At 50.1% G+C, this 15,286-nt stretch carries 14 protein-coding genes; 7 read left to right on the top strand and 7 right to left on the bottom strand.

From position 1 onward, the window contains the following. Positions 1-11: 11 nt before the first annotated feature. From ACYVAM_RS12240 to ACYVAM_RS12225, 4 genes are all read right to left on the bottom strand, one after another. The gene (locus ACYVAM_RS12240) at positions 12-2,309 is read right to left on the bottom strand and encodes a mechanosensitive ion channel family protein (protein ID WP_461067316.1); all 2,298 of its coding nucleotides are present in this window, start codon (positions 2,307-2,309) and stop codon (positions 12-14) included. Between the two features lie 500 nt (positions 2,310-2,809). Further along, positions 2,810-3,628, bottom strand: coding sequence for a polyprenol monophosphomannose synthase (locus ACYVAM_RS12235; RefSeq protein WP_461067314.1), 819 nt, complete (start codon positions 3,626-3,628; stop codon positions 2,810-2,812). Between the two features lie 73 nt (positions 3,629-3,701). Further along, positions 3,702-5,078 (bottom strand): protoporphyrinogen oxidase, encoded by a 1,377-nt coding sequence (gene hemG / locus ACYVAM_RS12230; RefSeq protein WP_461067312.1) that lies wholly within the window; start codon positions 5,076-5,078, stop codon positions 3,702-3,704. Then, a complete protein-coding gene (locus tag ACYVAM_RS12225) occupies positions 5,075-5,449 on the bottom strand; it encodes a DUF4296 domain-containing protein (protein WP_461067310.1) in 375 nt (124 codons plus the stop codon). The genes hemG and ACYVAM_RS12225 overlap by 4 nt, the downstream gene beginning before the upstream one ends. Before the next feature lie 84 nt (positions 5,450-5,533). Here ACYVAM_RS12225 and ACYVAM_RS12220 point away from each other — a divergent pair, with 84 nt between their 5' ends. The 4 genes from ACYVAM_RS12220 to ACYVAM_RS12205 all read left to right on the top strand — a co-directional run bounded on the left by ACYVAM_RS12220 (position 5,534) and on the right by ACYVAM_RS12205 (position 9,181). Further along, positions 5,534-6,397, top strand: coding sequence for a DUF58 domain-containing protein (locus tag ACYVAM_RS12220; protein WP_461067308.1), 864 nt, complete (start codon positions 5,534-5,536; stop codon positions 6,395-6,397). A gap of 50 nt (positions 6,398-6,447) precedes the next feature. Then, the gene (locus ACYVAM_RS12215; RefSeq protein WP_461067306.1) at positions 6,448-7,434 is read left to right on the top strand and encodes a hypothetical protein; all 987 of its coding nucleotides are present in this window, start codon (positions 6,448-6,450) and stop codon (positions 7,432-7,434) included. Between the two features lie 4 nt (positions 7,435-7,438). Further along, positions 7,439-8,518 (top strand): VWA domain-containing protein, encoded by a 1,080-nt coding sequence (locus ACYVAM_RS12210; protein ID WP_461067304.1) that lies wholly within the window; start codon positions 7,439-7,441, stop codon positions 8,516-8,518. Positions 8,519-8,605: 87 nt separating this feature from the next. Then, positions 8,606-9,181: a ribonuclease HII gene (locus ACYVAM_RS12205; RefSeq protein WP_461067302.1), complete on the top strand. Its 576-nt coding sequence runs from the start codon at positions 8,606-8,608 to the stop codon at positions 9,179-9,181. Between the two features lie 44 nt (positions 9,182-9,225). Here ACYVAM_RS12205 and ACYVAM_RS12200 read toward each other — a convergent pair whose 3' ends face one another. Next, positions 9,226-9,624 (bottom strand): nuclear transport factor 2 family protein, encoded by a 399-nt coding sequence (locus ACYVAM_RS12200; RefSeq protein ID WP_461067301.1) that lies wholly within the window; start codon positions 9,622-9,624, stop codon positions 9,226-9,228. A 242-nt stretch (positions 9,625-9,866) separates the two neighbouring features. Between ACYVAM_RS12200 and ACYVAM_RS12195 the strand changes: the two genes are divergently transcribed. Further along, positions 9,867-10,904, top strand: a complete 1,038-nt coding sequence (locus ACYVAM_RS12195) for an AraC family transcriptional regulator (protein WP_461067299.1) — start codon at positions 9,867-9,869, stop codon at positions 10,902-10,904. Between the two features lie 237 nt (positions 10,905-11,141). On the opposite strand, the gene ACYVAM_RS12190 is transcribed toward ACYVAM_RS12195, so the two are convergent. Beyond that, positions 11,142-13,310: a 3-hydroxyacyl-CoA dehydrogenase NAD-binding domain-containing protein gene (locus ACYVAM_RS12190; protein ID WP_461067297.1), complete on the bottom strand. Its 2,169-nt coding sequence runs from the start codon at positions 13,308-13,310 to the stop codon at positions 11,142-11,144. A 42-nt stretch (positions 13,311-13,352) separates the two neighbouring features. On the opposite strand from ACYVAM_RS12190, the gene ACYVAM_RS12185 reads away from it, so the two are divergent. Together ACYVAM_RS12185 and ACYVAM_RS12180 are read left to right on the top strand one after the other, a co-directional pair. After that, complete coding sequence (locus ACYVAM_RS12185) at positions 13,353-13,568, top strand: hypothetical protein (protein ID WP_461067295.1); 216 nt, start codon at positions 13,353-13,355, stop codon at positions 13,566-13,568. Next, positions 13,558-14,010: a type II toxin-antitoxin system VapC family toxin gene (locus ACYVAM_RS12180; protein ID WP_461067293.1), complete on the top strand. Its 453-nt coding sequence runs from the start codon at positions 13,558-13,560 to the stop codon at positions 14,008-14,010. The genes ACYVAM_RS12185 and ACYVAM_RS12180 overlap by 11 nt, the downstream gene beginning before the upstream one ends. Here ACYVAM_RS12180 and ACYVAM_RS12175 read toward each other — a convergent pair. Further along, positions 14,007-15,215, bottom strand: coding sequence for an acetyl-CoA C-acetyltransferase (locus tag ACYVAM_RS12175; protein ID WP_461067291.1), 1,209 nt, complete (start codon positions 15,213-15,215; stop codon positions 14,007-14,009). The genes ACYVAM_RS12180 and ACYVAM_RS12175 overlap by 4 nt on opposite strands. Positions 15,216-15,286: the final 71 nt, after the last annotated feature.

The following is a 15,286-nucleotide window of genomic DNA, read 5'->3' as shown; positions in this document are numbered from 1 at the left end:
TTCGCTGTTTTTTACATCATCTTGATGCCGTTTTCCTTGAATCGCCGGTAGATGCTCAGTAGCACCTGGCTGCGGAACTGATCCTCCTTATTGACCGAGTTGATCCAGACCCTCACTTTCAGCTCAATCGCATCGCTGGTAATGGTCGACAGGAAAATTTCGGGAGCAATGCGTTTCACCGCATTTGGATGCTTCATGATCTCTTCTTTGATGAGTGGCTCAAGCGTATGAAGATCATGTTCGGCATCGGCTTTGAGCGTTAGTTCAATGCGTTTGGCTTTGTGATTGATGGTCCAGTTAACGACCTGCCCGGACAGGAGATCCCCATTAGGGATGATCACCTCCGATCCTTCCGTAGTCAACAGGCGGCTGGAGCGAATACCAATCGTTTTGACGCGTCCTTTTTTAGTCGCAATTTCAATGAAATCGCCAATCTGGAAGGGCTTGTCGAAGATCAGAATAATGCCGGAAACAAAGTTATTGACAATGTTTTGAAGGCCCAGGCCGATCCCCACGCCCAGCGCGCCTACCATAACGGTTACTTTATCCAGCCCAATTCCAGACGCAACCACCGCCATCAGCAAGCCACCAACCAGGATAACCAGCCGGACGATCACCAGCCGCGAATCGGAATTACTGATCGATCCGCCCACTTCGTCCTCGGTTTCCCCGAAAAAATACCCAATGTATTTCCGCATCGTGCTGGATATATAGAGCACAATAGCGAACATGATCATGTTGGCCCAGGTAAATGTGGTACTGCCTACGTGGCGTTCGGCAGAAAGGAAGTGTTCGATCCGGCCATAAATGGCATTATAGATATACAGGTTATTCGTGAAAATAACGACCCAGGCAATCAACGAAACAAAACTAAGAAAGGCGTGTAAGCCGATTTTGATCTTTTCGTAATTGAAGCGTGAGGCAATGCCTTTTGATAAGCGACCGCTAATGACCTGAAGGGCAAATGCCTCGTTAATAATCTGCACGAGCGTAAACAAGCCAATCGCCTGGGTCAACCCAAAAATAGCGGCCGTGCTGAAGATCTTGGCCAGACTAAGTCGGCCGAATAGGTTGCAGAATACGGCCAGTATATTCAAAATAATGTAAAGAATTGACACCTGTTTGATGAAGCCGGTTAGGGCCAGCGCTTTTCGGATTCGAAACAGAAACAGGAAGCCAAACAGGATGGAAATCAAGCTTAACAGCAGGAACCACAACCGAAAAAGTAAGCCGGGGTCAATAATCGACGATCGGGTGATGACCACCAGCATATACAAACCCACAATGGCCAGCCAGTAGTAGAACAATTGCCTGGTCCAGCTTCGATAAAACAGAAACGTGAGGGCAATGAGCAGAATGAACTGCATCAACTCGACATAAACGGCTGGTGGACGCAGGTCGAAAAAAGGGGCAATGTTAAAGACAAGAACTAGGGTCGCAAAGACAGGTACCGGTTTGAGGTAGCGGATTTTTGCTTCGGCGAGAATGTTCTCAATGGGTTCATGTCTCTTGATCGTGGTGAAGTTTGAATAGGCCCAGCCAAAAAACACCAAGCCAATAACGAGCATGTAGAGCCAGTTTTCGGCACTTCGGTTGATGTAATAGGACAGCATGTACCGCTGGCCTTCATACGATTTGGCCACCAGGTTGTCCAGCGATTCATCAGACCCTTCGCTTTTCGGAATCGACCAGAGAACGTCGTATTCTTTACCAATAATCTTGGCATTAAACTCCCGAATTCGCTCGTTGACAACGTTCGATAGTTCGGCTGTTTCGAAGTAACCATCCGAAACAGCGGCCTGCAATTTATTGATTCGGGTCAGATTTTTGTTCGTCGATTCGCTAGCGGCTATCCATTGCTGGCGCAAATCTTTTAGCGACTTGGCGTACAGGGCTCGGTAATTACTATCGGCCGGGACAACAAAAATCGAATCTTTCGCCAGGCCGATCAACTGGCCGTTCATAGCCGATAACTGAGTTTCGTAATCAGATAGTCCTTCTCGCCAGCTCTTGAGTTGTTGCTGAATATCGCCCAGTAAAACCTGAAACATGAGCATGTTTTTCATGTCATGTACTTTGCTGTACAGCGCCAGGTTAGTGCGTATGGTCTTTATATACGACTGAACTTCAGGCAGGTCTTCATCAATTTGCCAGGTATTGAATCCCCGGCGCGTTCGATTATTGATGTCATTCAGCGCCGTGTGCCCTTTCTCAAGCCGGGCAATGATACTATCGACGGGAATACCTGGTTGTGGAATAATGGGTAAGCTATCGACCTGACCCGTTTTAATGCCCTTCTGTGCGGACACTGACGATGTGAAAAGAAAGAAAACCGTTAAGAAACTGCTGAGAAAAAGAGGAAGCCGCGTGAAAAAAAGACACGCAGGCTGGCGATTGTTTAGTTGCATCATTGCAATCCACTATTAACTGGAAGTGCTGATGACCATTGGGCTTTTCGTACTTACTATTGGTTATGGCCACACAGTTAAGATAGGGTACCAGATACGAAAACGATACGGAATCGTTCTGGCAGCTATCCTCACTTCTCTTCACATTTGCCCTTCACACACTGGAGTGGTACCGAAGTTAATACGGCTAAACGCCCGAATTGTTATAATATCAACCCTATCCAATTGAAATAAGGACGAGGTTAACCCTGGCAGAATTAGCGACATTTACCCCTAAATCCCCTGAAGGGGACTTTACTCACGCGGGGACTTTGTTCCCTTCAGGGGATTTAGGGGTAAAATGGACCGGCGAACAAACACGTTTATTCACCCAAAGAATAATCCTAAGCAGCCTCAGTGAGTTATGACACGGCGTCGACCGGTTCTTCGACCTTCTTTGTCGATTCCCGGCGGGGAATATAGTGCCGGAAAAAACTGCTGATTTTCATCTGGAGAACACCAAATACGGCTTCTTTGAAGATCTTGGACGACATTTTGGACACGCCCCGCGTACGGTCGGTGAAAATGATGGGCACCTCCCGGAGTTTAAAGCCGTATTTCCAGCAGGTAAACTTCATCTCGATCTGGAAGGCGTACCCCACGAATTTGATTGGGTTGTGCAGAATCACTTCCAGCACCTCGGCCCGGTAGCAGATAAATCCCGCTGTTGGGTCCATGATCGACATACCCGTTATGAAGCGGACATAGACCCCCGCAAAGTATGACATCAGGACCCGGCCCATTGGCCAGTTCACCACATTGACGCCCCGAATGTAGCGTGATCCCACGGCTACGTCCGCCCGGTTAGGGCCTTCGTTGGAGCAGGCATGATATAGTTTGATTAAATCCTCAGGGTTATGAGAGAAATCGGCATCCATCTCGAACAGATATTGGTACCCCCGCGACAAAGCCCATTTAAACCCGTCAATATAGGCCGTACCTAAACCTAGTTTGCCCCGTCGTTCGAGCAGATGCAGCCGGGCCATCGACCCCCGTGGCGAAGAGCCGGTCACTAAAAACTCATCCTGTAAATCACGGACACGTTGAGCCGTTCCGTCCGGCGAGCCGTCGTCAACAATAAGAACATCGAAAGGCTCCGGCAGGCTAAACACCTTCCGAATGATGGCTTCGATATTCTCGATTTCATTATAGGTTGGGATGACGACCAGGCGCTCTTTCACAGGATTTTGAGTAAGTTAGGGGAGGGTATATGACTACAACAGCAAAGTACTCCTTTTTTGTCTAATAAAATCATTAAAAATTGTTAATCTGTAGGTGCTCAGCCAGTTGAGTCACTAGTTTCTTGGCTTTTCCGATACAATCTGACAACGAAACGCCACCATACCAGTTAGCACAGACAAACAATTGATCGGCCTCGGCGGCTTTTAGCGGTTGTTTAATGGCTACAATACGCGCGTCGTACTGGGGAATGGCGCGTTCCCAACGCGAAATTTTCCGAAAAACGGGTTTGTCCGCCCTAATCCCGAACCCACTAACCAGTTCCTGATGGACGTTATCTGCCAGTACGTTGTCCGGAAGCTGAGCGTTGCGGGCGCTCGTTTGGCCCCCCACAAAAGTGGTGAAAAGTACTTCGTTGGCCGGGCAGCGCCCATCAAAAATTGAGCTGCTCCAAATATGTCCGGCGGCAAACCGATCTTCGATTTTTGGATTCAAGCCTCCGAATCCATCCAGCGGGTGCTGCACATCGGCGCGCTTATAGACCGAATGGACGGCTGTCATGGGGGGATAGATAACCTGACGAAGCGAACGGGCGAAATCGCTATAATGTGGCTCTACCAACCGGGCGGCCGCATCGGTACCAACGGACAGAACCAATTTATCAACAAATTGAACGCCTGAACTGGTTTCGACTTGCCATCCACCGTTGGTCTGGCTAATCGACTTGACGGCCTCATTGAGTGACAGACTCGTTAAGTTGGCGGCCAGAGCGTTGGGCAGCATTTGCATACCATCCCGAAAACTGAAGGATTGGCGCCTGCCCGTAGCCGATTGGTTTTTGATCAGCCCACGCAGCACAGACCCATACTCTTTCTCGTAGGTTAGCAATACGGGAAAGGTTTCTGAAACCAGCAACTGCTCGGGGTCACCGGCGTAGATGCCCGCCACAAATGGCCCCAGGGCGTAATCGACAATCTCGCTGGAAAACCGCCGTCTGAAAAAGTCGGCCAGTGTCTCGCCGGGAGGAGAAAGCGTTTTGTTGTTTCGCTCACGGAAAATAGCGAGCTTGGTTTTCCAGCTAAAAAAAGGAGGTTCGCCAAAGGTGCCGAAGAGGAGAGAGAGCGGGCCGGAAGGCATTTTCCGGTACTTGCCCGCCCGAAATATATAACGGGCTTTGCTGACGGGTCGGCTAAAGGTCAGGTTGGGTGTTAGGCCAAGTCCATCGAGCCAGGCCAGCAGATCGGCATCGCCAAGCAGAGAATTGGGACCAATTTCGCACAGGTATTTTCCGTGATCAGGGTTTTCGGGTGTGGTAGGGCCTTCCCATTGGGATTGAATATAGCCGCCCGGCTGGCTGGCTGCTTCCCAAAGTCGATAATCAATGCCTTGTTTTTGTAATTCGTAGGCTACTGTCAGGCCCGAAATCCCCGCTCCGATAATACCGATTGTCATAAGGGCTTCTTTGTTTTCGTATTGATCTTCTTCTGCAATTTCTCGGTCACCTGCTTATAAATTGCTTCCATATCGGCCGGGTGCGACGAATAGAAAATATAACTTTTGCGGTAGGTAGCCGTATCGACGCCAAATTTTTTGAAAACCTGGCTCTCCATGTGCTTATACACAATATGCGACGAATCGACAGACCGCAAATTGATTCGGCTAATGCGGGCTTCGGCCAGATGTATGTCCGTCAGGATGTCGGCCATTTTCGCTTCGCTGATCAGATTCTCGGGTGGTTTGTTCTCGGGTGCCGTGCAAGCCGATACCAGCCAGCCGCTGAGCAGCAGACTCCACAGATGCCGTTGAAATAGGTTTCGATGCATACGCTGAAATGGGTAACTTTGTAAGGTAATCTCCGGTAGCAAAGTTCGGGATTGACTGTTAAAATAGTATAACGCCTGTTCTGCATGGACGAGTTCTTGGCCCGGCTCCGTAATTTTGATATCCGAATCCGCAAGGCGGTCAACTCGCAGATGCGTGGTAGTTTTCGGTCGGTGTTTAAAGGAACAGGCTTGGAATTTAGTGATTTACGAACGTATCAATATGGCGACGACGTGCGGGCTATCGACTGGAACGTGTCATCGAAAGGCCACGGTACTTTCGTGAAGGTCTTCCGGGAAGAGAAAGATCAGACCGTTTTTTTTATGGTCGATGTCAGTGCATCCCAGCAAGTTGGGGCGCGCCACCGCGACAAATTAAAGACAACCAAAGAGGTTTGTGGTGTATTGGCCCTGTCGGCAATTCGGGAAGCCAGCCATGTGGGGATGTATTGCTTTTCGGATCAGAAAGAGAAATATATCAAACCGGGAAATGGCCTGAAGACGGGTTATCAATTGATTATGAGCCTGTATAAACTACAGCCTCAATCGACCCGAACCAGCATTGCCGATGCGCTGCTTTTTACACTCAATGCTCTAAAACGCCGTAGTGTCGTTATTTTGCTCTCCGACTTTATTGATCTCAGTTATGAGCATAACCTGAAGGCGCTGGCCAAAAAACATGATCTGGTCGTTATTCACCTGTACGACCAGCGGGAAGTTAAGCTCCCCAAACTGGGCATTATTCCGGTGCACGACACGGAAACTGGGCGCACGGTCTGGGTAAATACGTCGTCGGTTTCGTTTCGGACGGAGTTGTACGATACCTTCCGACAGAATCAACTGCGGCTCGAACGTCTGTGCAAACAATACAATGCGAATTACCTGGCACTTGATTCGCAGGAGGATTTTGTGCCGAAACTTGTCGAATTATTTAGAGTCAGGAAATATTGATGAACCAATTCGGCTTTCTCCTCCTTGCTTTTTTCTGCTTTCTACCTAGTGTGGAGCAGGCAAAACCATTATCAGGCAAGTCGCCACTTGGACAGGATGCACCCAAACAGAGTTCTCCAGGGCAGTATCCACTGCGGGGCTATTTTCTGGTGGATAGCATTGAGATTGGTCGGCCATTTCGGTATTCGCTGACGTATCGTCACCCCGCCAATATCGATGTGTTATTCCCGGACACGGCCCGTTATTTTGCCCCTTATCGGGTACAGAAAGTAGCTGTGTTTGCAACCAGCACCACGGGAGTCGGACCTGCTGCCGTTAGTCGGGACAGCGCCGTTTATACACTGGTTTCGTTCGAAACCGATTCCATTCAATTGTTGCAGGTGCCTGTTCGAGTGCTCAGTGCCACCGATTGTACGGCCCAATGGACCCAGCTAGATACCGTTTTTCTACGGTCGAAACTACCACTGACGTTGCCCGATTCACTGGCCGCGCAATCGCTTCGGCTGGCTACCGACACCAAACTGGCACCCCTCCAACAGCAGTTTAATTATGTGGCGCTGGCCGCTGGTTTTATCAGTGCGAGTCTGGGGCTGGGTGTACTGTATCTGCTATTCGGGCGATTAGCGCGTCGACAGTGGCGGCTTTATCTTTTCAATCGGCGGCATGCCCGTTTTCTGGGTGAATACACCCGATTAAGCGACCAGCTCAGTTCATTTACAGCCGCCGAAACAGCCAATGAGGCTGTTTTGGCCTGGAAAGCTTATCTGGAGCAGTTGGACCCGCAGCCCTATATGTCATTGACCACGCCCGAACTGGCTGATCGGCTGCGTGATGAGCGTGTTGCCAGCGCTCTTCGGGAAGCTGACCGGATGATTTATGGGGGCACCTACACGCCACAATCACAATCGGCCTTACAGGTATTGAAGGAGGTAGCTACCCAGATGTACCTGCAGGGCCGAACAAAATTAATGCAGTCCGATGGCCGCAGGAAGGAGTCCGTATCCGCTTCTTCGACCGAACCGGCTTCTCTATCCTGATCCTATGCACCCCTGGTATTCACTTCATTGGTTCAGTCTGGCGCAGTGGCAGCAATTTCAACTGGCGCAGCCACTGGCGCTTTGGTTGATTCCGGGCATTTTGTTTCTGTTTTTCCTGCGCTACTATTTGTACCGGAATGCACAACAGCGGTTGAATATGTCAATGGGGCAGCTTAACGCACACAGTAGTAGAGCAGGGCGTCTGCAGGCATCCCGTTCATTACTAAGCATAGGGCGTTATCTGCTTCCAGTCAGTGTGTTCCTGAGCCTTTCCTGTTTGCTGATTGCATTGGCCCGTCCGCAAATCATTAAGCAACAACGTAGTGAACAAGCCGAGGGCATCGACATTATGATGGCGCTGGACGTATCGGAGTCGATGAGTGAAACAGACCTGCGCCCCACGCGTCTGGCGGTAGCCCGTCGGGTAGCCCAGACGTTCGTGAACGGCCGCAAAAATGATCGCATAGGCCTGGTTGTTTTTGCGGGGGAAGCGTTTTCCCTTTGCCCGCTCACCACCGATTATGGCCTTCTAAAACAGTACTTAAGCGACCTGAACGACCGAATGATCCGCACCTCGGGTACGGCTATTGGCGACGCGCTGGCTCGCTGCATTAACCGCATGCGCGACCGTACGGTATCGGCAACAGATACTGTGCAACGGGACGATGATGCCTGGAAAGTGGAACGTAGTAAAGTGATTATTCTCCTCAGCGACGGTGATAACACGGCCGGAAATCTGGATCCGATTACCGCTGCCAAGTTGGCTAAAGCGTTCGGTATCAAACTCTATACCATTGCCGTAGGCCGCCCGACTGCGTCGGCAACGAAGGCAACTACGGTTGATGAAGGCGTTCTGAAAACCATTGCAACCATCGGCAACGGAAGTTTTTTTCGGGCTACCGATGCCGGCCGCTTACAGGCTGTCTTTGCCCAAATCAGCCGACTGGAGAAGTCGCCAATACGCGTACAGGTTTATGAAGATGTTCAGGATTATTACAGAGTTTATGTGTATTGGGGCATCACCTTTTTACTGATTGCCCTACTCCTGAAAAACACAATCTTCGGGAATGTGCTGGAAGATTAATGGTCTTTGGTTTGTCGCTACCACACAAAAGCTGCACATGCGTAAGCGCCCAAAAACCGTAAACCACAAACCGAATACCAATAAATTATGCTGAAATCCTATTATAATGCCGAGGCTATTGAAGCAGGCTTGGATGAAGTGGGGCGGGGCTGTTTAGCCGGACCTGTGGTGGCGGCAGCGGTTATTTTGCCAAAGAATTACACGCATTCCATCCTGAATGACTCGAAGCAGTTGTCTCGCGTTCAGCGCGAAATGCTGAAAAAAGATATAGAACGCGATGCGCTGGCGTGGGCTGTTGCCGAAGTATCGCACGAAGACATTGACCGGATCAATATTCTGAACGCCAGTTTTCTGGCCATGCACCGGGCGGTGGATGCGCTGGCGATCAAGCCGGAGCATTTGCTGGTCGATGGGAATCGGTTCGTGCCCTATCCCATGATCCCGCACACCTGCATCATCAAAGGCGATGCCCATTATCTGTCCATTGCTGCGGCATCGGTGCTGGCCAAAACCTACCGCGACGACCTGATGGAACAACTCGGGCTGGAGTTCCCTGCCTATGGATGGGCCAGAAACGTAGGCTACCCGACGCCTGTCCATCGAGCCGCCATCCGGCAATTCGGGCCTACCAAATACCATCGAATGAGTTTCCGATTGGTGTGAAAATCCCCCGCCAATTCAGGCGGGGGATTTTTAATTCCCATGCTTTATTTTAGCCAGAAGTTATCTTCCTGGGCTATGTCGGCGGAGTATACTTTCGCCTTAACAATTTGCCCATTCTCTACGGTATACACGTCAATATTATCGACATCGAGTAGACCACCATTTGGCTGAACGGCTTTCCAGTGTACCAGACAGGCCACGCTGTTGGCGTTGGCTGTCAGTATCTTAATGTCGGTGAGCACCAGGCTGTTGGATGATACCTCAAACATGCCGCCTACCATTTTGAAGACATCCGCACTTGAGTTTTTGATACCCGAAAATCGGTTGTTGCCGGGTTGATCCCATTCTACATTCGGGTGGAGCGATGCGGCTAATTTCGCCTGATTTCCTTGCTGAACGGCGGTCAGAAAATCACGAACGACCTGCATAGATTGCGTTTCCATTGTTTTTGCGTTTGATTGGTTAATGGCGTTTTGATGTGTTGATCGAGTTGGTTTGCTGCTGGTTGTAGGTGTATTTGCCAATTGAGAAAAGGCCAGTATACCGGTGACTATGATTGTTTTCATGGCGTTTTTTTGACAAAGGTATTAGGCCGGATGCGGGTGTATTTTACCTTCAAACGCCAACCCGTTACCACTTTGCGACAAGGAAAATCCGAGATAAAGTATTTTCGTATGTTTACGTCATGCAAGACTATCAGAAACAGTTGGCCCTTAGCCTGCTGGCCTATGCTGTACAGAAAAATACCTCCCTGGAGGATTTATGTAGCTCTTCGGGTCTGATATTGAATGAGTTGAAACGGGAGAACGGTGTTTCTCCGGCAAGCCAGCAGATCAATTCACTCTGGCTTAATGCAACCCGGTTGAGCAACGATCCATTATTTGGCCTGCATTTTGGCGAATCGATGCAGGTGACTGCGCTGGGCGTTGTGGGTGAGTTGATCCGGCACAGCCGGACAATTGGTGAAGCGCTGACGCATGCAGCCTCCTTCTCCCAGTTGATTACCGATTTGTTGACGATGGATGTGGTTTCAGGGCTGGAATCGTTCACGATTCAGTTCAGGCCCAGCGTCAGTCGGCGGGCTGAGTCGCCCATAGTCTTTCGGCAGGTAATGGACTTTTTTATGGCCTTTACGCTCCACGAGGTCGACGGACTTATTCTGGAAAAAATTCAGCCGATTAAAGTGGAAATGCCCGTCAATGGCGACTATCTGACTGAATACGAACGCGTGTTACGTTGCCAATCGATTCAGAATAGCGATGCGTACATAATGGAGTTTAAGGCCAGTTTCTGGAATGAGCCTATCCTGACCGCCGATTATGAATTGCAGGCCGTGTTATTGCGAAAGGTAAGTGTACTGGAAGAAGCTCATAGGCAAGCAACGTCCTTAAGCGAACGGATCACAAACTATTTATTAGCGAATGCTTATCTGGGCCTCCCCACGCTGGATACCATTGCGTCGAATCTTAACCTGAGTAGCCGAAGTTTGCAGCGGAAACTGCAGGAAGAGGGTGTAACGTTTCAGCAACTGGCGGATTCCATGCGTAAATCGCTGGCGCTACATTACCTTCAGGCTGGTCGGCATCCGGTAAAAGAAGTGTCTTATATTCTTGGGTACAACGAGTTGAGTGCTTTCAGTCGGGCGTTCCGACGGTGGACGGGCACCACGCCGGTCAGCTACCAGAAAGGACAGTTTTCCACGGCAAAGCTTGACAAGGCCTAAGGATACAGCGTTCATAAAATCATGAAGCTGTTTGAGCTTTCAAAAAGATTTGGAAATAATTGTTTTTCTGTCATTCCGACGAAGGAGGAATCTGCGGTAAAAACGAAAAATTAGTCTTCCTACCGCAGATTCCTCCTTCGTCGGAATGACAGAAAAAAAGCTACTTCGTCATATAAAACAAAAGTTTAAGCAGCCTCCATAACACGCTACCGATAAGGAGTAATTACTAGTCAAGCCTTATACCAATTCAGGCGTTCGAGCCCGATTTCGCAGTTGTTCCGTTGGCCGGAAACGTTCGCCATATTGGTCGGCCAGCCGATCACAGGTGCTGACAAACGTCTCGATGCCAACAAAATCGACGAACGATACCGCTCCACCCGTGTAGGCCGGGAAGCCCCAACCTAAAATTGAACCCAGGTCAGCGTCCAGTTTGGTACGGACGACATTTTCCTCAAAACAGCGTACTGCTTCGATGGCTTGCCGATAAAGCAACCGTGTTTTCACCTCATCGAGCGTGGGCTGCTGCTCGGCTATTGGGAATAAATCCTGCAATCCCGGCCAAAGTTTTTTGCTTCTATCGTCGGCATAGTCATAGAAACCCGCCTTCGACTTCTTACCGAAGCGGCCCAGATCAACGAATTTTTTGGCGACTTCATAGCTCGTGTCGTCTTCACGAACGGCACCGTCTTTAATACCTTGTCCTGCGATTTTGTAGACCAGATCCAGCGCTACTTCGTCGGTTACGGCCAATGGCCCAACAGGCATTCCGGCATCTTTTCCGCCATTTTCGATCAGAACCGGGTTGACGCCATCTTTCAGCAATTCCATTCCTTCCGATGAATACGTACCGAAACAACGCGATGTGTAGAAACCACGGGCGTCATTGACAACGATGGGTGTTTTGCGAATCTTGCGGGTGAAATCAATGGCAACGGCAAGCGCATAATCTGACGTCTGTTTACCCATGATAATCTCCACCAGCATCATTTTGTCGACCGGCGAGAAGAAGTGAATGCCAATGAAGTTTTCAGGGTTGGCCGATGCCTGCGCCAGTCCGCTAATGGGTAGGGTGGAGGTGTTAGAGCCGAAAACGCGGAGGCCGTCCGGTGCCAGCATCGGTTCGGCCTCTTTGGTTACCTGCGCTTTTAGCTCGCGGTTTTCGAAGACGGCTTCGATGATGAGGTCGCAATCCTGCAACATCTGCACATCGGCCGTTGGTTTGATCAGGTTCAGAATGCTGTCGACTTTAGCTGGATCGACTTTGCCGCGTTCAACACCTTTCTGTAGGAGCCCACGCGAATAGTCTTTCCCTTTTTCAGCCGCTTCTACTGATATATCTTTCAGAACGACCTCGATACCTGCCTGGGCTGAGACGTAGGCAATGCCCGCACCCATCATGCCCGCGCCCAGAATACCCAGTTTTTTGACATCCGTTTTCGGGTGGTCTTTGGGTCGGCTCGCGCCTTTATTGGCTTCATTCATCCCCAGAAACATTGTCTGGATAAGGTTTTTGGCCACTTTCGAGGTCGCCACCTTTACGAAATGGCGCGCTTCAATAACCAGTGCCCGGTCGATATTGACTTGTAGTCCTTCGTACACACACGCCATAATTTCGAGTGGAGCGGGGGAGTTGCCTTTGGTTTTGTCCATCAGCATGGCTGTGCCAGCCGCGAATGTCTGAGCCCCTACCGGACTCTGGACATTGCCGCCCGGAACCTTGAAATTATCCTTGCCAACAATCTTGCCTGTCTTACGGTCAATCTCGTCCCATGGTTTAATCGGTTTTGGCCGGCCGGATGTTCCGTTGGCCTCGATCCAGGCATGGGCTTTCGCCATCATGTCGGCGGGGCTGTCGGCAATATCATCGATCATCCCCAGGTTTTTTGCTTCCTGAACACCCACCTTTTTTCCTTCGAGGAGCAATGGTAATGCGGCCTGAATGCCAATCATGCGGGGCAGTCGCTGCGTGCCACCTGCTCCGGGTAGTAAGCCGATGGTTACCTCAACCAGGCCAATGAGCGTTTTGGGGTTGTTCAGGGCAATGCGGTGGTGGCAGGCCAGGCAGATTTCGTAACCACCGCCGAGGGCCGTTCCGTTAATAGCGGCTACGGTTGGCTTGCCGGAGGTTTCAATGCTGCGAAAAATACGATTCAACTCCGACGAGACGTTCAGCATCTCCGTTGGTTCTTTATCATTGTTACGCAGAATCATTTTCAGGTCCGCACCAGCCACAAACTCAGGCTTGGCCGAGGTGATGATCAGCCCCTTGACCGACTCGTCGGCCATTGCCTGTTGTAGAGCCGCTTCGAACTGAGGTATCGACTCGTCGTTGAGAACGTTCATCGGCGACGAAGTCATTTCCCACGAAATAATAGCTACGTTCTGGTCTATGCTATACTTAATCATGCTTGAGAAGTTTGTTGTATTTTTACAAAAAACAAAGTTGATATGGGCGCCATAAGACTTATTCAAAAGCCAGAAAACGGCCAGATTACATTTAAGGTACCCGATGAGATGCGTGATGAGACCATCATTATTGAGTTTCGCCCGGTTCAGGACGAAGATCGAGCGTCATTGCTGGATATGTCGCGGCAATTATTCGATAAATTACCCGCTCTGAATCCAGACCTGGACTGGAATTCTTTGAATGTTTATGAGCAATAAGATATTCTTAGACAGTTCTATTTTAGTTGAATGGGCTAAGAAAACGCAACCTGACTTATTCAATCATTTACTACGTTCTTCATTTGACTTGTTCATCAGTCAAATCACACTTAGTGAGTTTACTTATTATTGGTTGGCTGTTGGTGGCGGGAAGGCTCCGGTGACTCTAAAAAGAGACGGAACCATTCCCGACGTTTTACGGCTGTACAGCCCTGCCGCTTTATTGAGTAAGTTGAAGTGGCTCGATGCAGACAAAACGATCATACCGCTACATCTTGGACTGATGGAAAAGTATAATCTGTTGCCCAACGACGCGCTTATTCTGGCTACCTGCAAACTCAATGGAATTGAGCAAATTGCCAGTTATGATGCTGACTTTGAAGCTGCCTGTCTTGGCGAAAACATACGGCTTGTTCAGTCGGTTAGTGAATTGGCGGCCTAATTGACGCGTTCGAAAATCGTGGCGATGCCCATGCCGCCCCCGATGCAAAGCGTCGACAAGCCGAATTGCTTACCCGTTCGTTCCAGTTCATCGAGCAACGTAGCCGAAATAATGGCTCCGGTTGCCCCCAGCGGGTGGCCCAGGGCAATGGCTCCTCCATTGACATTTAACTTGCTGTGGTCGACATGAAACTCATCCATAAACAGCATAGGAATAGCTGCAAAGGCTTCGTTTACTTCAAATAAGTCAATATCGCTGATCTGCATGCCTGCCCGTTTGAGCACTTTACGCGTAGCGGGAATAGGGCCCGTGAGCATAATCGTTGGTTCAGAACCCACAATCGCAAAGGCTTTGATACGGGCACGAGGTTTTAACCCCGATTGCTCCCCAAAAGCCGCGCTGCCAACTAATACGGCAGCTGCTCCGTCAACAATTTGCGACGAGTTTCCGGCATGGTGAACGTGGTTGATCTTATCAAATTGGGCGTACTTGAGCAGCGCCAGGGCATCCAGTCCCATCTGGCCCATGGCTTCGAAAGCGGGCTTGAGTTTACTCAGACTCTCGGTTGTGGTGCCGGGGCGGACACCCTCGTCGCGGTCGAGGACTGTGATACCAATTTCGTCTTTTAGCGGTATAAGGGATTTATGAAAGCGATTATCAGCCTGGGCCTGAACGGCCCGGCGGTATGATTCAGCCGCAAAACCATCCACATCGGATCGGGAGTAGCCGTACTTCGTCGCGATTAAATCGGCTGAAATGCCCTGTGGAACAATGTTATGCCGTGCAATGATTTGTGGATTCATGAAAATGGCACCCCCATCGGAACCCATCGGGACCCGTGACATCGACTCGACACCACCGGCGACGATAGCGTCGATCTGGCCCGACATGACGTAAGCCGCGGCCATGTTGATGGCCTCTAGTCCCGATGAGCAGAACCGGTTCAACTGCACCCCCGCTACAGACTCGTCATAACCAGCTTCGAGGGCAGCCGTGCGGGCAATGTCGGCACCCTGCTCACCAATGGGTGTTACGCAACCCATAATTACGTCATCGACCAGCGCGGTATCGAGTTGATTGCGATCGCGGAGTTCGCGCAGTACGCTGGTAAGGAGTTGAATGGGCTGCATATCGTGCAGCGAACCGTCGCTTTTGCCTCGTCCCCGAGGTGTGCGAACGGCATCATAAATGAAGGCTTCAGCCATAATTCTGTCGAAAAATTAGTATGCGTGCATACGGTTTTCAGTCGAACAAAAGTAGTGGCAAAAGCTGAACG

Source organism: Spirosoma horti (assembly GCF_054776595.1).
Note: the sequence above shows the minus strand (reverse complement) of the source record. Positions and strands in the feature narration are given on the sequence as shown.